Origin of the sequence: [Borrelia] finlandensis (assembly GCF_030438365.2) — a bacterium.
GTDB lineage: Bacteria > Spirochaetota > Spirochaetia > Borreliales > Borreliaceae > Borreliella > Borreliella finlandensis.
In genome coordinates this window covers 1-20,583 of the sequence record NZ_CP179480.1, presented here as the reverse complement: position 1 = coordinate 20,583, position 20,583 = coordinate 1, and the positions used below count along the sequence as shown (strand labels likewise).

The following is a 20,583-nucleotide window of genomic DNA, read 5'->3' as shown; positions in this document are numbered from 1 at the left end:
TTTTTACTAAAACATATATTTCATTTAATGCACATAAATCTCTTTAAAATACTTAACTAAGTTTGGATTGTTAAACTTTAGTTAAGTTTATTTGTTCTTAAATAATTTTCATATCCTTTTATTAAAGACAAAATATGCTCTTCTCCTTTTTTATTTTTTAATGCCCTAAAATCACCAAGTAAAGCGATAAAATCTTCTTTGGTTAGCGAATAAAGACTAGCTACAATAAAGTTGTTTTTATTTTCTATTTCTTTGAAAAATTCATCTTTAGTATCTAATTTTAGAATTTTATTAACTTTTTCTTTGCTAAGACCAAAATGTTCTAAATAAAGTAAATATTTAAAGTTCTCGGGATCATTTTTGGCTATTAGTAAAGAAGTATTTTTTGCAAGATTTAAATATAAAGAATTACTTAAAATTTCTTTTTCTTCTGGTTGAGGCATAGGGCATTGATATAAACATGATTTTTGAACATGTATATTAACAAATCTTCTAATCATAAAGTCAAATGCAAATGAATTAAAAATAGATATAATAAATAATTTTTTATAAATAGATATTGGTGTTTTCTCATAATTTATATATATTGTAGAAACGCAATAACAATTCCTAGGAGACAAAGTGCTAATCATGGTTCTTTCATTTGTGTTGCTTGCAATATCTCTATAGCAGATCCTTTCAGTGGGATGTTGATTGTCTTTAGCCAATACTTTTTTTAAGTCTTCTTTATCTATCCATAGTAATTTAGAACTTTTTTTTGCATCTTTATCTTTAAAAAATCTTGAATTAAACTGATGAATATTGGCTCCAGAATAAAGAAATATAAAGTTTTCATTATTATATTCTTTTAATAAAGATTTACAATTCTTTATACTTGGGTTTAGCCCTATTTTAAAATCAATGTATTCTTGACTAAGAACGCTAAATTGACTAAACATTTTGTTAATTAAGATAAATTCTTTACTATCTTTAAATTCTATTATTGATTCTTGAATAGGAGATATTTTCTTGATTTGGTTTATATTTAGTTCAATTCCTTTATAAGGATCATTTTTGCTATCTTTTAAGTTGCTGGTTATTTCTTTTAAAATATTATCACTGTTCTGAATCATGAATTTTGCTTTAAAATTTGATGTAGGAGTTTTAGTATTGCTAAGTTGAAATATTGTAAACTTAAAGCGAGAATCCACATCCTTAAATCTTTTTTTATTTTCAAATTGATAAATATAATTAAGTTTGTAGTTACTAAATATATGTTTTCTTAGTGTTTTTGAACTAAATTCACTCCAAAGGGCTGAAGGAACCAAATAAGTTAAATTTCCGGCTTCTTTTATTAATTTTAAATTAAATGCTACAAAATATCTAAAAAGATTTGGATCACCACTGTTGGTAAAATATATAAAATCACTTTTATAAATATTGTTAATAGTACTTATAGTGTTTTTTTCTTCATTGTATTCAATATTCAAAGGATGATTATCTCTGCCAAGTATTTCTTGCTTTATTCTGTTTTGTTCTTTTATGCTTAGCTTTCTGTAATTAGGAATATGTTTTGAGAAAAACTCTGCTTCATTAAACTTGGTTCTCTCCCATGGAGGATTTCCAATTACTATATCAAATCCTTCCTGAATATCTGGAAACTCAATTCCATAATGGAAAAATTTATAGTGGCTACTTAATTTTCTAATTTTCTTCATTTTTTCATTATCTTCATTAGAAGTTTTATTACTCAAAATATTTTCAATTAAACTAATTACAGCTGTAATATCACTAAATTCTATATATAAAGATTTGTCAAAAGATAATGAATAAAGTTTAATTAAAGAAAATATTATTCTTAAATTATCTATATATTCACTTTTTTCATATTCTTTGTATATCTTTTTAGATCTTTCTACATCTTCCTTAGTGGTATCGTTAATGCCTTTAATTTTTTGATAACTATCTTCTAAAATAGTTGTAATTTCTTTAATTCTTTTTTTAAATAAAGAAAATCCACTTTCAAATTTCTTTTTTGCAATATCAAAAAATTCATCTTTAGTATATCCTAGCAGAGCATTTCCCACTTTTATATGATGCTCAATAAAGCTTAGCGGTGTTCCAAAAATAAAAGTATTTATCCATAAACTTAGCATGGTAATTTCAACCGAAATAGGATTAATATCGATACCATAAATGCACCTCTTTAGCAGCATCCTTTTAAGTACTAATTCTTTACTTATGCTATCTTGAACATCATACTCTTCACTTTCTTTAAGAATAATCCTATATTCTTTCTCAAGCTCTTTTTTTACATCTTCAAATTTATCTAGCTCGTACCATACCTTTTCTGTTAAGCAATCTAGACAAGAAATTAAAAAATGTCCTGATCCACAAGAATTATCAATGATCTTTATATCTAAAGGGGATTTGGTTTTAAGCTGCTCTTCAATTGATGATGTGACCATAAAATCAGTTAAATCATCTGGGGTATAATATGCTCCACTTTTTTTTCTATCAAGTGATCTAGATGTAAGATAAATATTTCCCTTAAGATATGTAGCAACTTTGTTTATTTTCTTGTTGTCAAGCTCTTCTTCAGTACGAATAAGGTAAACTCCGTCTTCAACAATACGATGAACAGTAGTATCTGCAATTCTTAGGTCATATTCAAGCAGAGTTTCGTATAATTCTCCAAAACTTTTAGGATCTAACCTTGAATACTTTACAAATTTTTTATCTTTAATATTTTTTTCTTCAAAGAAAAGTATTTTAACTAGTATTTCTTCAATATCGCTAATACTGAGTAAACTTTCATTATTTAAATATTTAACCTTATCTTCTGAAAATAATCCTCCATTAAATATAGGAAACTTTATTGCATCACTTCCTTTATCAAGTAAATTGAAAATTGTTATTATTTTTTTATATCCTAATTTCTTTTTTGTATTTTCATCATAAAAAAAATATCTAAAAGATACAGAAGATCTGTATAATTTATTTTCTTCTAATATTTTCTTAAATATGTCGTTATCTTCAATATATGCAATAAAAAATATTCTTAAAATAAAAATAATTGATTCTTCAAGAATGCTAGCTAAAATATGCTGAGTAATTTCTTTGCCTGACAATTTAAATTCTTTGTCATATATATTTTTTGCAATTTTAAATACTATAGAGTCATCGGGTTTCTCATAGAGTATTTCCCTTAAGGTTTTTTTGATTATCTCTTTTTCTTTGGCTATTTGCTCTTTTTCGACTTCTATTATATTGCTTGTCTTTAGGTATCTTTCTTTTCTTACAAGGTAGCTAAATAAAACAAACCATTCTTGTTTTCCGTAATCTTCTTTTCCTTTAATTTTAGAAAAATTAAATTCAATATATCTTTTTTCTCCATAAAGTACTTTCGATTTGTCATACAATCTCCACACTTTTCCATTTGAGAGTATTCCATAATGTTTTTGATACTGATTTAGATATCTATATAGCTGATCTTCTGCTTCTTTTAATTTGTCTTTAGCATCAAAACTGAATGATGGGCGCTTGACTTCTGCTATAAGCAAGATATCTTCAGCTGGAATAGGCTCATTATTTTTTTTAGCTTCTTCTAATTTATTATTAAAATCTATTTTGTCTTTATCATTTTCAAAAAGCAGTATATCTACTCTAGAATTTATTCCTTCTATTTGCCCACATTTTTGCTGTTCCACTGAATAATTTAGCTCTTCAAATATAGATTTTAGTAAAGACTCTATATTTGCTTCTGTTGAATTATCATCTATTGAAGAAAGTTTATTTGTTAAAAAAATGAAAAAATCTTTTAGCTTATTAATATTTTCTTTTTTTATAAAGTCTTTTGACAATTCTTTATAAAGAGATATGTTTGGATCATTTGTTTTTACAATGTCATTAGTTTTCATTATTTATGCCTACAAAAATCATTTATGTTATTTGCAAATCTTTTTAGCTTTTCTTAATGCTCGCAATATGCCTAAAGATTGGTTTTTTAATTTTAAAACTAATCTTTAGGCAGGTCAACTAAAACTTGTTTTAATATTTGTTTGACTTTTTTATTTGCTCTATCCTTAGAATAAGATTGTTTAAACCTATTTATAGCTTTTTCTTTATATTTCTCAGTGTAATCAATTTTGTACGAGTCCGATTGTATTAAATACTTAAAAATTCGATCTGGATAACTATCTACAAAACAAGCGATTCCCTTAAGATTCATAAATATAATTAGGGGGTTATCAATTTATTTTTTATGAGGCACCACATAATACTAAGAATATTTAAAAAAAACTTTTTCTGTAATCTCAACTTTTCTTAAATGCCTTCTAATTTGTGGAACACGAGCAAAAAAGGGCTTTTATGCTTTTCATTTTTAAAATAGAAATTACCTGGTATTTTATTAATTTCTTCCCTAGAAGCATCTTGTTTAGAATTATGAAAGTATTAAAGATGTAAAAAATTCTTGAAAGAACTTATCAGCACAAAAATTATGCAAATAAATATTTTTTTGTTCATAATTATCTCCTCCAAAATTAAAAAATAAATCAAAGTTCTTTATTTACAATTTTTTATTAAGTAGTAAAGATGAGAAAACTAATAATTCTAAATATTTAATAAAAAATAAAAATAAAAATAATGAATATCAAAAAAACAATTAAAAAAACAAAAAGGGGCTGTTAATATAATTAATCTAGATTAAGAACTGCCGCCACATAAGAAAATTTCATATCAAAGAAAAGACTTTACACATAAATTATTTTATTGCTTTTTATTTAAATATAAAAACATAGAAGTAGGAAGCTTATCAGTACAAGATATTTGAAGGAGATTTAAATTTAAAATCCAGTATAAATACTGGGTCTCACAAAACCTAGATTTTAAAATGAAAAAACCCTTTTCCGGGCATCTTTTCGACATTAAACTAGGCAAAATAAACTTAAGCCTATTAGAAATAATAGATTACCATTAATCAAGCATTAAAGTCAACAAGCTTTGAAAATTTATTTATTCCTTTTCTTTTTAGAATTATTATATTTAATTATGATTTCTGACAAAATATTTTTTTTATTTTTAAAAATCTCCTCTAAAATAAAATAGACCCTTTTAGTATCTTTTTTACAAAAATCATATAATTCATTATCTTTTATTAAAATTCTAATTGGGGTATTTTCTTTGTTGTTTTTATTCATATTTTCTTGATTTATTTCTAACAACTTTTGTTTTTGTATAGCATGATATATGCTATTAAAACCCACTTCCTTAATTTTATCAATAGAAATAATCCCTTCCAAAACCTTTTCATAAACTTTTAAATATGTATAAGCCTGAGTTTTTGCAATTATAAAAGATTTTATAAATTGTTCAAAGCTTTTAAAACCATCGTATTTATAAAGTTCTTTTTGTTTAATTTCATATAGAATTTTCATTCTTTGAATTTTATTGTCAATATCATCTTTTAAATTAAGCTTTAATTGGTCTTTTAAATTATTATAAATTATTAAATTTTCATCTTGATTGTTATTTAAATTTTGACCTTTATCAATAAAATCTTCAAATCTATCATTTAAAATCATCTCTTTTTTATTTTGGTTTTTCCCCATTTTGTCCTCTTGTATTTATTTTTTTAAAGTATGTACTTCCATATATTTAACTATTAATTCGAATCTAAAAATAAATTTAGACTAATGATATAAGATAAAAAAAGATATACGATAAATCTAATATTGCTAATCTGTGAACAAATATTGACACAAAGTTTAATTTATGTCAATATTTGTTTTTGGATGAAAAATTATTATTATAATAATAAATAAAATCGTTCAGCGCCGAACGATATAAGACGACATTAAAAATACTTTTTGTTAAAAAATCAATACCTCCTTGGCTTAAGTATTTTTAAAAATAGTTTTAAACTTTAATTTTAACAGGAGGTTGAAATTTATTATTTTATATTTTATAGTTTTTAACTATAAAATTGATAATTAAATACACATTAAACTAGAAGGCAAAAAATGAAAGCTACTGTATCTAATCATAACTACCAAATTAATGCTAACAAGCTACTTCCAAAAAACTTTAAACTTAAAAAAATAATTTCAGTTATTATTTACTTAAATAAAGGGTTTGAAAAAAAATATAATATATTAATACATAGAATTCATTTTAACTCTAAAAAGCTAAAAGTACTTCGAGTTCATCATCAAGGAGATATGCTTTATGTACTAAGCTCAAATATACATAAAGAAAATAAAAAAGAAACCACAATTAATACTCTAAGACTGGACTTAAGATTTTTAGTCAAGCTAAAAGCATTAGAAAAAAGAATACTAATATTTGCAAATAACTTTAGAGAATTAAAGGGAAAATTTTGTTTATACAAAGTGCCACCTATTGAACATAAATTGGTTGATGCATATTTTAGTATCACTAAAGCAGACTTAGTTAAAAAAGTAAATGATGAAAAAGATACTTTAAGGAAAAAGAAAGAATCTTTTAAACCTCAAAATATCACCAAAAATATTGTTGTATATAATAAACAATACATGAATATATATAATAAGAATTCTATAGAAAACTCTTTCTTTAAAAAGATTAAATCAATAATCTCTAATACCCAAAAACCAATTAAACCACTAAAAAATACTTTATTAAGCTATAAATATTTTAAAAATTATCTAAAATATGATTATGAAGTAAAATATATTAAAGAATTTTTCTTATTCAAGCTAAACGTTTATAAATGCAAAATTCACTTTATGAGAAAAATGGCACCTTATGAAACCAATTTTTACACTCTAGTAGAAGAATTTAAAGACACTTATACTGCTAAATGGAAATCAAGGAAAATAACAAGCTTTTCTGGACATGCTGGAACAATACCAATAGTATTTTATTTAACATTTTAACAAAGGGATTATAATTTGAGTAGTTTGCTTGAAAAACTCAGAAATAAAAAAAATAATATAGAAAAAAGAGTTATATTCAATAAAATTGAAGAAATAGATAGTAGAAAAATATACTGCACAAAAATATTTAAACACTTGATTGGTTTTAAAATTACAAACAAAGGAAAAAGACTAAGGCTTACTTTCCAAAAATTTAATAACAATGAAGATTTTCTTTTTTTTAATCTGTTTCCCTTAAAAGAAGACGACAAGTTTTTAGAAATAAAATATAAGTATGACAGACTCGATAAACCCTTTTTTCTTAAAAAAGAGAATAATAAAATTTATGCAATAAAAAAACTCTATTATATAGAATTTGTTTTTAAACATGGCTCTATTAAAGCATATGTTCAAACTTTAAGAACACTTCTAAGAAAAAGCAAAGAAAGCACCGAGTATTATCAATTCAATTTATCGCACTTGAAAAAAATGGAAAGAAAAGTATATGAATTTTATAATAAGAAATTAAAAGATAAGAAGGTTATAAACAAATGGATCAAAAAAAACCAATTATAATTACACTAGCAAGTTTAAAAGGAGGAGTTGGGAAAAGTTCACTTTCTATACTTTTTTCTTATGTCTTAAAAGAATTGGGCAAAAAAGTCTTATTAATTGATTTAGATCCACAAAATTCTTTAACTTCTTATTTTAATAAATATATTTTTAATATTAAAAAACATAATGTTTATGAATTTTTAAAGGGAAATGCCTATTTTGATAAATGTGAAAATAAAGTTAATGAATATATTTCTATAATTCCTTCTCATCCTGTTTTAGAAAAATTTAACACAGATGATATAGATTATAAAGAAATTATTTTAGAATTTAGATTAAATAAAAGTATTAGAAGTTTTGATTTTGATTATATTATAATAGATACTTCTCCTAGCAGAAATTTCCTTTTAAAGAACGCTTTAAATGTTACAGATCATATTATAATTCCAGTTCAAGTAGAAAGATGGTCAATAGAAAGCTTTTCTATTTTAACAGAAACTATTAATAATATTCAAAATATTAAAAGTAAAAAATATAATATTTCTATTATAGAAAACCAATTTATTAGAAATAGGAATACCTTAAAGGAGGTGGAGGATGTGCTGTATAAAAAATATGGTAAATATATAAAAGGCAAAATTCACTTTTCAAACAGTATAAAAGTTTTTATAAATGACCTTTTAGAGCCTTCTTTGAAAGAAGTTTATTATAGAGAAGCCGAAAATGCTTTAAAAGGCATACTGTGAGCTATTATTTCGCTGATTATTAGGCTTTTCAAATAAAAATTACAAAGAATTTTAACTAATTAATTTCGCTGATTTTAAAGTTAAAAATTAATTTAAATTTCCAAAAAGTCCTAAATATTTAAAACCAATTTAAAATTAAAACTACAAGCTTCTTTTAAGAATATCTAATTTAAAGAGTTGATATTTGAGCAAAAGAGCATCCATATTTCATGAAAGCAAAAAATAAAGGATTATTATTTTAATTTTGTATAACAAATTTAATAATAGAATAGCGAGTAGCGCTCAAGGTGTTAAGATTTAAAAAAATATATTTTTTTAATTCTTATTTAGAGCTTCTATAAAAAATATGGAAAAAAATAATGTGAATCTAAAAAAATCTAATCTTAGACTTAGTTTTAATATTGCTAAAAAAGAAATAGAATGCCAAACAAAGATTGCTAAAAATATCCTGGTTTCTTAAATCAAATTGCTACTAGGATACATTCAAAAAAAACTAAAAATGCATCAACTTATAGACTTAAGTATTTGGTATTAATTAGGTTTTAATGAAAGATAATAAGCCGGGTATTAAAAGAACAATGCAAAAAGGCATTAAAAAAAACTTATAAAAATTGATTTAATTGTTACATTTTTAAAAAATTTAGGCAAAGATAATGGAGTTTTTAATTTTATAAAACAAGTACCAATATTTGGAAAAGTAGAATAGTACTTGTAAGAAACTTTATTGAAAATGAAATTAAAGAATATTCATAAGATAAAATAATAGCGGCTGTTCTTAAGAGAGATATTGATAACCTGACTTTTTAAAGCTTTTATTTATCAAATTTTATCCCCATCAAATTTTACACCTATATATAATTATATGGAAGGTACCCATAATATAAATAAGAATTCTGTATAAATTTTTCCAAACAAAACAAAAAAATACTTCAAATAATACAAAACAATCAAAAAAAATAACAATTATAAAATTAGATTCAATAAAGCAGAAACTGAAAAAGAAAAGTTAAGATTTAGCTACAAAAAAGGCTTTTAAATAACATCAGGAAAATAAGCTAGCTATTAAATAAAAAGTTCCATTAAGATATCTAAGAATTAAAAAGCCATTCAAATAATCCAATTGCTTATAAAAACACCAATTAATCTTGAATGCTATATCGCATATATCATAAAGCAATATGATAAAAAGACATATTGAAATTTTACCTATCTAAATTCAAATTAAAGTATAAAAACAAAATATGATTTATGAGTTTTAATTTTAAGGGCAACGATTTTCAAGATTGAGTTGATGGGTTTAGAAATCAATATGAAAGTATTTATGTGAATAAAGAAATCCTAATGTTTGCAAAGCAGCTTTTGTTTTTAATATGGTAAATATTTTGTGTTTTAGCAAAATTGAAGTGTTGGATTTTTTGCATTTAAAATGTCAAGTAAACCTATTGTAAGAAGTATTATATTACTTAATGCTTTATAATCTTTATAATAACTTAATGAATAAAAACGATCGTATTGTTTATAGCGAATTACTTTATTTATTAAAGTACACGAGGTGTCCAAATATGTGAATTAAAATCTAAAGCCAGATAAATTAGAAGCAGTAATATTTGGATTATTTTTGTTGGTTATATTGGCTTATTATCATCCAGTGCAATGATATTCTTTTTTTTGAGCTGCACCATACTCGCAATTGATCTTGAAATTTAAATAATAGTTTTATATCGAGTTGCCATAGGTTTAGGGCAAGGAGCTTGGCTTGGCAACTTTAATAAAATCAATTGCATTGGAGCAGGATGCTAACATTGTGGTTTTTGCATCAAAATAATCAGAAATATAAAGGAAATAATAATGCTTTAAGTTGTGATGCAGCTAAAGTAAAGGGGTAATTTTTTAAAATAGAGAGCTGCTAATACTGTAAATATAGACTTTGTGTCTAAATTTAGAAGGTTTAATATTTGGAGTAAATTCTAGTAGTAAATGAATTTGATTTTTATAATAATTGAATTCATCAAAGATTATTTTCCATAAAGAATATATATTATAAATATTATTTGTCAAAAACAAAACACAAGTTCATTTTGTGCCTATATAGTTAATAGCTAATACTGGGCAATCACTAATAGAATATGTTTAGTGATTATTAAAATTTAGATTATTTGTCATATATTTAAGTATAAGGATAATATAATAATGAGCACCAATACAGCTTGTAAGTATATAATATATCTTAGTGTCAATCAAAAGAAATATTTTTCAAAAGTATTTTGATTTGTAAAATTTTTATATAACAAAATGTTAAGCGATAAGATAGATTATTATGAAAAATAAGCAAACTTTTAGGACTATTATGTAGAGTAGTATAAAAAGATACTGATGATAAATATTATATTTTAGCAATCGTTAAGTTTTTAAATATTAAAAATAACAATAAAATCAAAGATGATAAAAAAGAGGTAGTTGGTATTGGTATGAGTATTAATTATTTTTTAGAGTAGCAAGGGTGTAAAAACAATCATCCTAAATATTTGCTAAAAAATGAAAATAAACTTAAAAAATACCAAAGAAAACCGGCAAAAAACAAAAAGGTTCTATTAATAGAATTGGTCTGGATTAAGAGCTGATAAGTTTCATAAGAAAATTTCAAATCAAAGAAAAGACTTTTTAGACAAATGAACTTATTACTTTGTTGCTAATTATAAAAACATAGTAATAAAAAACGCATTAATTAAAGATATGCAAAAATTAATGCTTTGAGAAAAAGTATTAATGATTTAGGATAATATAAGTTTTTAGACAATCATTTTATGAAATTATAATATCTAATTTTAATTGTCAGATTTTTCTTTTCCTATTATTTCTTCTTCTAATTCTTCGTCTCTGAAATCTTCTCTGTCTATTATAGTCTGTTCTTTGTCTGCTTCTATGCTGCCCATCAGGATCTTTATAAATTCTGTTTCTTTTCCCGGCATTGTTCTTCTTAATAATGTTTTTTTCTTGCTTTTTAGTAAATGTTTTAAGCTCAGATAATCTAATTATATATATTTTATTATCTTTAAATTCTAATAAAATATGATCTTTGTGTTTTTATTATAGAATTTAATTTTTATTATTATTTACCAATATTTATAACTTTTAAAGCCGTTTTAACACCAAGAAGCATAGCTTTAATATCATATCTTCTTTTAGAGCTTACTTTAAAAAGTTCTTGATTATTAATATAATCTTTAACTATAATTTTACTATCTTCTTATTTTATGCAAAGCATAGTATTAGTGCCTTTTCCAGTGTTTATATTTTCTTTATTAGAAGGATTCAAGACCGATTTAGCTTTTGCTTTAAAATTGTACTTTTGGCTTGATCTAGAATCCTTTGAAAAAGGATCGCATGAAAATAATAATAAACACAAACTTAAATTAATAAAAAAGTACTTAGAATGTACTTTTTACTGTTAAAAGAAAGGAGTTTTAATGTCTAGAAAGGAGCGAAAAGAAATCATTTTAAATGGTAGAGAAATCAGCATTAATCAATTAAATAGTTGCGATAAAGATAATGAAATAGAATACGAAAGCTATAAAAATCAAATAAGAAGAATTACCACAAGCGAAATATACAATAGAATTGAATTAATGAAAATTTTATATAAAATAAGGACTAAAAAACTTTATAAATTTGATGGATACAAAAAATTTGGAGATTTTATTAAAAAAATTTGTCATATCAAGGAGTCAAGCATTTTTATATTTAAGGCTTTACAGGCTTGTATTATCGGGCGATTTAAAAATAGATGAAATTAAGCAACTAGGATTTGCAGAGACTTATAGTAGACTCAAAAAGTTTGACATAGAAGGGTATTGTAAAAAGGAAATCAATAAGGATATTAAGATTTAAGCTTGAAAATCAGGAAAGTTATGATTTTTATGGCAAAAACACCGAATTTACTGGTTACTTTTTAGATAGAGTTTTTACAGAGAAACAAGATTTGCTTGAAAAGTTTATAAAAGAATTTGAAAGCTTTAAAAGCTGAACACCTATGAATAATTTGGCATATAAAGACATAAGACGTGAACTATTATTTCTATAATCTTTGATTTAAAAAACAGTAGTTCGTAATAGAATTAAAAAATTTGTAAAAATCAAGGTTGATCTTATTTGAAATTTGGTGTTTTTTACTTATAAATGGTGGTTCTATTTATTTAGATCTTCTAGTTATTTATTGTGGCGAATTATAAAGACTTGTCTTCATTTTGTCTTTCTTATACAAAAATCAATTTTTTTATTTAATTTATAAAAGAAATATTAAGTGAAATTCCAATAAAATCTGACAAGCCAAAACCATATTTAGTATATTTATTTTCTTGTTTTATCTCTTATATATAAAAAAATATAAGGAGGGCTTATGATTTAATCGAAAAGGTTAAGAGAGTGTAAAGATAAGTATAGGGATAAAGAAGTTAAATTGAGCTCCGAAATAAATGGTTTTTTAAATATTAGCAATATTGTTAATATGACAATGGATCATTCTTATTCTGTATTTGGAATGATTTATTCTATTTCTATGGACTCTATTAAGATTTTTTTAAAGAGAATAACATATTATCCGTTTTGGCCAAAAATAAAAATTTATGTTCTATGCAAGTTAAAAAAAATTCAGATTCTAATAATAGTGCGGATTTTTTTCCGGATTTGTCTGTTAATCTATTAAGTGTTTCCACTTATTCTCATCAAAATAAAAAATACAATTTATTAAAATTTGAATTTTCAACTTTTATGCCAGAGGAGATTCTTATTAAAGTGGGAAAACTTCTTGAATTAAAATTTGGACAAAATCAGAGAATTCATGAGAGGATTATTGTTGATAAAAATTCTATTAGAAGACTAAAAATTGATTTTAATAAAGTTTTTATCAAGTTTAATGTGAAGAAGCATAAATGCACAATGAAAATATAATTGTTGATTTAATTTTGAATTTATGGATAAAGAGATTTTTATTAGAGGTAAATTAAGAAATTCAGGCGCTATTTAGACATCTAGTGGAAAGGTTTTTGCGCTTGGTATTGCTTTTGATGAGGATAATGTACCACTTGATATACTATGTTAATCCACAATTATTTAAATTGTTTTGAAGATTGAAATTTTTTTATGTGAAAATTGGCTAGCAATGCTTAGTTTATGTTTGTTGGTTTTTATTGAAGTTGGGGAAGTTTTTTATTTTAAAATATTTTTATTTATTAGGTATTGTATTGGCTTTAAGTCAAAGGAGTAAATTATGATGAATAAAAAAACATTTATTATTTTATTATTTATGTTGTTTCTCCACTTATGATTTTTTGTAATTTTTCTTGTAAAAGATATACTAATTTTTCTTATAAAAAAGACATTTTGGGGATATGGTATTAAAGGAAGTTAATGAAGAATGTTCTTAATAATATTTAAGAAGAGCTTGAAAAATTAGAAAGTTTGCAAGAATAAAGTATATAAACTAGAAAATACAAATTACTTTTTTTAAAGTCAAATATTTACTATGTAAATAATAGTTTGTAATAGGCGGAAAAAATTTTTCAATAAGGAGGTTCTATTGGAAATTTGGTCTACACTAATTATTAGTATTTTTATATCATTATAGCTTTTTTAATTAAATTTATTTGGCTATAAATCCTTATAGTCTTGTCTAAAAATTCTTTAGAAAGAATTTTTTTATCTCATTCGTACTGAGGAAAAGCTTAAAACAAGAAAGTAAACAAAGTTGCTACATATTTAAAGGGAATATTTATCTTGCTTCTAGATCACTTGATAGAAAGAAAAGTGGAGCATATTATACCCCAGATGACTTAACTGATTTTGTGGTCATATAATAAATTTAAGAGCAGCTTAAAACCAAGCCCCCTTTAGATATAAAAATCATTGATAATTCTTGTGGATCAGGGCATTTTTTAATTTCTTGTCTAGATTACTTAACATAAAAAGCATAGTTAGCAGATAAATTTGAATATTTAAGTTTAACTTTTTTAAAGTTAAACTTAAAGTTATGTCTTGATATTATAAACTTTTTTAACTTATCTACCTGGTGAGCTTCTTATCGAAATTGATTTTGAAATTTATTTATATGGGATTTAGGCTCATTGCTATCTGTTTTTATAAGATTTTTATTTTTTTCCTTAAAAAGAGCTTAATAAAGAATATAGAGTTATTCTTGAAGAAAGTGAAGAGTATGATGTTCAAGATAGTATAAGTAAAGAATTGATACTTAAAAGGATGCTGCCAAAGAGGTGCATTTATGGTATTGATATTAATCCTATTTCGTTTTTAATTACTATGCTAAGTTTGCGGATTAATACCTTTATTTTTGGAACACCATTAAGCTTTATTGGGTATCATAAGTAGGAAATGCTTTGCTAGGCTATACTAAAGATTAATTTTTTGATATTGCAAAAGAAATTTGAAAGTAGATTTTCTTTATTTAAAAAAAGAATTAAGGAAATTACAACTATTTTGGAAGATGGTTGTAAAAAAAATTAAAGGCATTAACGATATTACTAGGGAAGATCTAAAAAGATCTAAAAAGATATACAAAGAATATGAGAAAGGTGATATAGATAATTTAAGAATAATATTTTCTTTAATTAAACTTTATTCATTATCTTTTGACAAATCTTTAGATATAGAATTTAGTGATATTGCAGCTGTAATCAGTTTAATTGAAAATATTTTGAGTAATAAAACTTCTAGTGAAGATAATAAAAAAATGGAGAAAATTAGAAAATTAAGTAGCCACTATAAATTTTTTCACTATGGAATTGAGTTTCCAGATATTCAGAAAGGATTTGATATTGTAATTGGAAATCTGCCATGGGAGAAAACCAAGTTTAATTAAGCAGAGTTTTTCTCAAAACATATTCCTAATTACAGAAAGCTAAGCATAAAAGATTAAAATGGAATAAAGTAAGAAATACTTGGCAAAGATAATCATCCTTTGAGCATTGAATATAATAAAGTGATTTTGCAAGATTTTACTAGTGGTGGAGATCCAAATCTTTTTAGATATTTTGTTACATTTAATTTAAAATTAATAAAAGAAAACGGGAATTTAACTTATTTGGTTCTCTCAAGTCTTTGGAGCGAATCTAGTTCATCGCTAAGACAACACATATTTAGTAACTGTAACTATAAACTTAATTATATTTATCAATTTCAAAATCAAAAAAGATTTGAAGATATGCATTCAAGCTTTAAGCTTACAATATTTCAACTTAGCAATACTAAAACCCCTACATCGAATTTAAAAGCAAAATTTATGATTCAGAGTAATGATAATGTTTTTTAAAAAAATAACCATTCAAGAATCAATTATTGAATTTAAAGATAGTAAAGAATTTGTCTTAATTAATAAAATGTTTAGTCAATTTAGTATTCTTAGTGAAGAATATATTAATTTTAAAAAGGGCTAGTCCCAAGTATAAAGAATCGCAAATCTTTATTAAAAGAATATAATAATAAAAACTTTATATTTCTTTATTCTGGGGCTAATATCTATCAATTTAATTCAAGATTTTTTAATATGTTTATTTTGAGTTTTACAAGCAATACAAATTTTATCGTTGTTATTGAGCTGATTTTTGCAAAAATGGTACTTTTTGATTTAAATCTTTTGCCATAGTTTTAATATTCTGTAAAACTTAAATATAACACTAATAATATTTTTTAAATCCAAACTATTAGCCAATAAAAAGCTTGTCTGCCAATTTCACCTTTTCTTTTAACCAGATCACCATCGGTTATTACAATTGCACTTTTAAATTGTTTTTCAAGCTCTTCAAATTTTTCTTTAGCCTTTTGTCAATCGCTTTCTCTTTTATCCTTTTCCTTATTTAAGCTATCTTCGGTCCCTTTAATTTATCTTCAAGTTACTCTTTATATTTTGTTCTTCTTGTAATTTTTCTTATTTCATTTTCATGCTCACAATATGTTCTAAGAGAAGTTTTTTCACGGTCCACTTTATCTATTTTTCTTCTAAGAGATCTGAGGGTATTTCTTTTTCAATATCTTTTAATATTAGATTTTCAACAACATTTTGAGATAATTAATCTTTAGCTTGAACTTACATCTGTTCATCAGCTCGCATTAATTCCTCTTTTGTATCTAAAACATCTATAAATCCTTTAATTTGCTTTTTTAAATTTTGTTCTGAAATTTTTGCATCTTTACTAATTTGATAATTCTTACAGGAAATTATCAATTCAAAAACAAAGCAAATAATAACATTCTTTTATTCATAGCTATACCCATTAAGCTTTAATTTAAAGGGAAATTAAAGATCTGATTTTACAATATTTTGTAATATAATTAAATGAAAAAATATAATTTTCCTAATTTAAATATAAAATAGTTAGCACTGTTTTTGATACTGACAAGTTGACAAATAAAGTTATAGCCAATTCGCTAAAAGATATTGAGTAAGAGCTTCAATATTATAATAAATAGAAGTAAAAAAGGCATTTTAATTGATTAATAATTATAAAAAACAAGGTTTAGTTGTTTTTTGTGTAAAGAAAATAAAAAATTGTAAGAATCCAAGCAACATAAAGTGCAAATTAGAAAAATTAATTAAAATAAAATAAAATAAGAAAACCCAAAAAATTGCGATTACATACTATGTTAATATATTATTATTTTCATTATTAATATTTAATTATGTAATTATACATATAATGATATTTGGTTTTCCCTATATATTGTAATTATGAATTTGTGTTCTACTATTAGAATAGTCAATCTTATTATTTTCTACTTAAAATAAGTAGAAAATAATAAGATTGACTGTCCTTAAAGAGGCTTTATTTTAATTATGAATAAGAAAATTGCATTTAATGCTTCTTTTTTAAAAAAATCTCAATAGTATCAATTTATTAATAGCCATGTAGTTTGTCATCTATAACATTATGCTTATCATAAAATACACTTTAAAATCCTATGTTTTTTTATGGGATAGAAAATATTCTAGTATTTAATACTCTTGAAGAGTATGCACAAAGTCTTTACATAGAGTTCTTAAATTCTGAAAACAATTACAAACAAATTCTTACTGAAGTAGTAAAAAATGAATATCCTTAATTATTTAGAATTAAATGCTATTGGAATTTATGTTTTAAGTGATATGAAAATAGTCATTAGTAAGTTCTAGAAATGTTCAGCAATCTAAGTTGTTTTGTTGCTAATGTTATTTTACTCAATATCATTTTTTTATATTTTTCTTATAAAGAAATAAAAATTAAAGCAGGAATTGCCTTAAGTAAATCTTGTGGATTATGCTTTTATTTTTGGATCTCCCCATTCTTTTTTTTAAAAATCTAAAAAGCTATCATGGAATGAAATAAGAAGCTATTTTTATAATCTTTGATTTAGAAATAGTAGTTCACCTTACTTTATAAGTTCATCTTCACCTAAATTCTATAGAAATTATAAATGGAGAATTATTTTTTATTTAGACTTGCTAAAACAGTTTTTGCATGTTTAATAATTTTTTTTATTTCTTCTTTTTTCTCTATTACCTCAATTTTTTTTAAAGAAAAAGATTCTAAATTGCTCAAAGCATTTTCTGTGTCAATTAGAGCCTGTCTAGATAATGCTAATGCATAATATTTATTATTTTTACTCTCCAATCTTTTAATAATACTTTCATTTAACCTTTTCTGGGCGATATCAAAAAATAAAGCAGCAGATCTTATTATATTTTCTGTAATATCAATATTATTTATAAGCTTATCAAGTTCAATATCTATCTTTAAAGTATTTTGCAATTGTGTTAGCTGATTGATCTTATCTCTATTTTCCCTACGATTTACCATTAGTGACATTTTTTTATTTTCAATCTTTTCCTTCACATTATAGAAATCAGTTTTTATTAAAGTATATTCATCTTTAAGTGCACACACTTCTCCAATTAATTCAGAAAATTTAGAGTTTTCAAGAACATTCTTTAAATGTTTAATTGCTTTATCTGCTTTTTTTTCTTCGTTAGTATAAGGAATTAAATCCCCCTTTTTTATCTCTTTTTTTTGAGCATGCTCAATTGAAGTAGTATTTGGTATATCAACCTTATTCTTGAGTGATTTTAAAGATACTGTAGACTTTAAAGGATCGATTAAATCCTCATTTTTCCGTTCTTTAAAATTTTTATCAAAACCCTCTTTCTCTTCTTGGTTACTATATAAATCATTAAGGGTATCTTCTTGAGCACTATTCAAAACTTCTTTTACATCATTGTTATTTTTTTGTTTTTTATTGCCAGATAATTTAGAATTTAGATTGCAAGATAACAATTCTGCCACTAATAATGTATATAAAAACAAATTTTTTCTCATAAAAATATTCTCCTTTCCTCTAATTAAGAATATATATATAACAAATAATAATGATTCTTAATTAAGATTATATATCATTTTGTTTAAATTGCCATAAAATATAAATAAAAATGTTTTATTGATTTTGGCTAAAATTACTTTAACGATTGCATGTGTTAAAGTGTGAATTTTAAGTTAAGATAATATCTTATGTTCCCATCAAAAATATTAAGATAAAAGATTTCAAGTGTAATATTTTAGCGGCTTTTTTTGTTTTTATTAATTGCAAGAACAATGTCGTCAAAGCTGATAAAAACGATTCAAAAAGCGTATTTTAAACTTAATATAGAAAGTGCTATTGAAGAATAAAAGAAATATATTGAGTTGTTAGAGGGGGAGCTGCTAGCAGCTGCCACCAAGATTTCTAAGACTACTGGTTGGGGTGAATGGTGAGATGGAAAAGAGCTAAAGGGGGTTGGAGAGATATCCCAAAATACCGAAAGATCTGTAAAATTTAGAAGACATGCCTATATTATTTTAAGTGCTCTAGATATTGATGAATTAAAGGAATTCTCTAATATTATGTTGTTTAGTAACAGAGGAGGATATATTACCTTTGGCATTCTTAGGGGAGTTCTTGACACAGCAATTTGCTACTTGTACCCTAAAAATAAACTAAATAAACTGGATATTTCAGATTTAAAGACGCCTAAAAATTCGTTTGACAAATATTTCATAGAAAGTGTTTCAAGAATGTCAAAACAACTTATATTTTTTGTTTAAGGTTATGTGGAAAAATATTTTATCTATTTGAGTGGGCATTGCTATTAATATTATTTTTGGCTTAAAAATTCTTATATTCTTTTTACTAGAAGTTTATATGCAAACCTAGTAATCTCTTTATCGATTCTTTTTAAGAAATTGGGTTTTCTTTTGTTTTAATACAAGACTTTCAGTAATATAAAATATTAAATATACTAAACAAGTTAAAAAAAAATTAAATATAAGATTCATTTCCCCAAATGTTCACTACTTTTATGACTTTCTAGTATTTAAATTTACCCTTTGTAAATACTCTCCGCTGTGATATCCTTCCTTTTTTTAAACCTTTATTTCTAGCAACTTTTTACTATATTTAGCAGCTATACTTTTCTCTTTTCCTTTGCAACTATTGCTAATAGTATGTGCTCGCTTGATATATCTTTTAATGCCTTTTATTATTTTGCTAATTGTTAAGTTTTTCAAATAGACATTACAAAAAATTTTCCATACACCAATTTAAAAAAATTGTAGATATAATTTGCTTTTACAAATTCAATAGTTTTTTTAGATTTCTAGATGTTTTAGGTTAGAATTAATGTATTGCTTTAGATTGTGCAAATTTTTTCAAGTTATTTTTTAAGTAAAAAAAATTGAAATCAAATTTGTAATAGTAGATATAAATTCATTAGAGCCGTTTCGATAATAATTTAGATTGCCTTGATTGAACTTTTTTAGAGGCAAATGACCTAATGTGATTGATTTTGATATTTATATACAGGCGTATTGACTAGAAAAATGTTTTTAAGTTAGAATTGTATTTAGATTCATGCAATGTTTCTTTGGGCTAAAGGGTAAGCAATTTTTAGTTTTTTAGTAGCAATTTTAAAGCCAAATATATTTTTGGCCACAATTGATTTGCTTGCACTAATAGGTGATAATCTTATTTTTTTATAGGTTCAACAGCTATAAATTTCATTAAAACAAAATAGAGAATATGTTTGAATTTGTAAGCTGTTGTTTGATGCATAAGAGATTATGTTAGATTTAAAATTGTAGGAGTTTTAATATTTAGATTTTTAGATGAGGTAATGGAATTCTAGAAGTCATAATAATTTCAAGTAATTGGTGAATAGTGTCATAAGAATTTATAAGATGTTCACTAATTAGGATGAATCCATTTGGATCTATTTCATAGAAATTTAGGTTTACTTTTTTGAGTTAAAGTTTAGCTTTTTTATTTAGGCTAAGGGTTGGGTTTTTGGGCTAATTTTTTTGAGTTGATATATTTATACTATTAAATAATTATAT

General features: G+C 23.9%; 12 protein-coding genes and 4 pseudogenes. 11 read left to right on the top strand and 5 right to left on the bottom strand.

All coding sequences use genetic code 11. The annotated features are described in order from the left end of the window. Nucleotides 1–77: 77 nt before the first annotated feature. The 3 genes from QIA19_RS05055 to QIA19_RS05045 all read right to left on the bottom strand — a co-directional run bounded on the left by QIA19_RS05055 (nucleotide 78) and on the right by QIA19_RS05045 (nucleotide 5,591). Nucleotides 78–3,899 carry an Eco57I restriction-modification methylase domain-containing protein gene (locus tag QIA19_RS05055; RefSeq protein ID WP_418905170.1) on the bottom strand — a complete coding sequence of 1,274 codons (3,822 nt, stop codon included), beginning with the start codon at nucleotides 3,897–3,899 and terminating at the stop codon, nucleotides 78–80. A 98-nt stretch (nucleotides 3,900–3,997) separates the two neighbouring features. Further along, nucleotides 3,998–4,210 carry an exported protein A EppA gene (gene eppA, locus QIA19_RS05050; protein WP_418905169.1) on the bottom strand — a complete coding sequence of 71 codons (213 nt, stop codon included), beginning with the start codon at nucleotides 4,208–4,210 and terminating at the stop codon, nucleotides 3,998–4,000. 781 nt (nucleotides 4,211–4,991) lie between these two features. After that, entirely contained in the window at nucleotides 4,992–5,591 is a 600-nt protein-coding gene (locus QIA19_RS05045; protein WP_418905168.1) for a chromosome replication/partitioning protein, read from the bottom strand. Nucleotides 5,592–6,002: 411 nt separating this feature from the next. On the opposite strand from QIA19_RS05045, the pseudogene QIA19_RS05040 reads away from it, so the two are divergent. The 4 genes and pseudogenes from QIA19_RS05040 to QIA19_RS05025 form a co-directional block, all read left to right on the top strand. After that, nucleotides 6,003–6,910 (top strand): annotated as a pseudogene (locus QIA19_RS05040) (plasmid maintenance protein). 1 nt (nucleotide 6,911) lies between these two features. Beyond that, a complete protein-coding gene (locus QIA19_RS05035; protein ID WP_418905167.1) occupies nucleotides 6,912–7,451 on the top strand; it encodes a DUF226 domain-containing protein in 540 nt (179 codons plus the stop codon). Continuing rightward, nucleotides 7,427–8,176 carry a ParA family protein gene (locus QIA19_RS05030; RefSeq protein WP_418905166.1) on the top strand — a complete coding sequence of 250 codons (750 nt, stop codon included), beginning with the start codon at nucleotides 7,427–7,429 and terminating at the stop codon, nucleotides 8,174–8,176. Before QIA19_RS05035 ends, QIA19_RS05030 begins: the two co-directional genes overlap by 25 nt. Nucleotides 8,177–10,366: 2,190 nt before the next feature. Further along, nucleotides 10,367–10,953: pseudogene (locus tag QIA19_RS05025) on the top strand (transposase); the annotation flags it as partial. A gap of 48 nt (nucleotides 10,954–11,001) precedes the next feature. On the opposite strand, the gene QIA19_RS05020 reads toward QIA19_RS05025, so the two are convergent. Further along, nucleotides 11,002–11,145 (bottom strand): hypothetical protein, encoded by a 144-nt coding sequence (locus QIA19_RS05020; protein ID WP_418905165.1) that lies wholly within the window; start codon nucleotides 11,143–11,145, stop codon nucleotides 11,002–11,004. Between the two features lie 498 nt (nucleotides 11,146–11,643). Here QIA19_RS05020 and QIA19_RS05015 point away from each other — a divergent pair, with 498 nt between their 5' ends. The 6 genes and pseudogenes from QIA19_RS05015 to QIA19_RS04990 all read left to right on the top strand — a co-directional run. Next, nucleotides 11,644–11,964 (top strand): plasmid partition family protein, encoded by a 321-nt coding sequence (locus QIA19_RS05015; protein WP_418905164.1) that lies wholly within the window; start codon nucleotides 11,644–11,646, stop codon nucleotides 11,962–11,964. A 62-nt stretch (nucleotides 11,965–12,026) separates the two neighbouring features. Then, on the top strand, nucleotides 12,027–12,200 hold the full coding sequence (locus QIA19_RS05760) for a hypothetical protein (RefSeq protein ID WP_472841220.1): 174 nt from the start codon (nucleotides 12,027–12,029) through the stop codon (nucleotides 12,198–12,200). A 432-nt stretch (nucleotides 12,201–12,632) separates the two neighbouring features. Continuing rightward, nucleotides 12,633–12,878 carry a hypothetical protein gene (locus QIA19_RS05005; protein WP_418905163.1) on the top strand — a complete coding sequence of 82 codons (246 nt, stop codon included), beginning with the start codon at nucleotides 12,633–12,635 and terminating at the stop codon, nucleotides 12,876–12,878. Then, nucleotides 12,779–13,123 carry a PilZN3 domain-containing protein gene (locus QIA19_RS05000; protein WP_418905162.1) on the top strand — a complete coding sequence of 115 codons (345 nt, stop codon included), beginning with the start codon at nucleotides 12,779–12,781 and terminating at the stop codon, nucleotides 13,121–13,123. Before QIA19_RS05005 ends, QIA19_RS05000 begins: the two co-directional genes overlap by 100 nt. A 748-nt stretch (nucleotides 13,124–13,871) precedes the next feature. Continuing rightward, nucleotides 13,872–15,728, top strand: a pseudogene (locus QIA19_RS04995) (Eco57I restriction-modification methylase domain-containing protein); the annotation flags it as partial. A 1,384-nt stretch (nucleotides 15,729–17,112) separates the two neighbouring features. Beyond that, nucleotides 17,113–17,284: pseudogene (locus QIA19_RS04990) on the top strand (L-threonylcarbamoyladenylate synthase); the annotation flags it as partial. Between the two features lie 359 nt (nucleotides 17,285–17,643). Here QIA19_RS04990 and QIA19_RS04985 read toward each other — a convergent pair. Next, nucleotides 17,644–18,534, bottom strand: coding sequence for a P12 family lipoprotein (locus QIA19_RS04985; protein ID WP_418905161.1), 891 nt, complete (start codon nucleotides 18,532–18,534; stop codon nucleotides 17,644–17,646). Nucleotides 18,535–19,095: 561 nt separating this feature from the next. Between QIA19_RS04985 and QIA19_RS04980 the strand changes: the two genes are divergently transcribed. Further along, nucleotides 19,096–19,296, top strand: a complete 201-nt coding sequence (locus QIA19_RS04980) for a hypothetical protein (protein WP_418905160.1) — start codon at nucleotides 19,096–19,098, stop codon at nucleotides 19,294–19,296. Nucleotides 19,297–20,583: the final 1,287 nt, after the last annotated feature.

Bases quoted from the DNA above. Each gene is read 5' to 3' on its own strand.
- QIA19_RS05055 (WP_418905170.1), bottom strand. From the start codon at position 3,899: ATGAAAACTAATGACATTGTAAAAACAAATGATCCAAACATATCTCTT.
- eppA (WP_418905169.1), bottom strand. From the start codon at position 4,210: ATGAATCTTAAGGGAATCGCTTGTTTTGTAGATAGTTATCCAGATCGA.
- QIA19_RS05045 (WP_418905168.1), bottom strand. From the start codon at position 5,591: ATGGGGAAAAACCAAAATAAAAAAGAGATGATTTTAAATGATAGATTT.
- QIA19_RS05030 (WP_418905166.1), top strand. From the start codon at position 7,427: ATGGATCAAAAAAAACCAATTATAATTACACTAGCAAGTTTAAAAGGA.
- QIA19_RS05020 (WP_418905165.1), bottom strand. From the start codon at position 11,145: ATGCCGGGAAAAGAAACAGAATTTATAAAGATCCTGATGGGCAGCATA.
- QIA19_RS05015 (WP_418905164.1), top strand. From the start codon at position 11,644: ATGTCTAGAAAGGAGCGAAAAGAAATCATTTTAAATGGTAGAGAAATC.
- QIA19_RS04985 (WP_418905161.1), bottom strand. From the start codon at position 18,534: ATGAGAAAAAATTTGTTTTTATATACATTATTAGTGGCAGAATTGTTA.
- QIA19_RS04980 (WP_418905160.1), top strand. From the start codon at position 19,096: ATGTTGTTTAGTAACAGAGGAGGATATATTACCTTTGGCATTCTTAGG.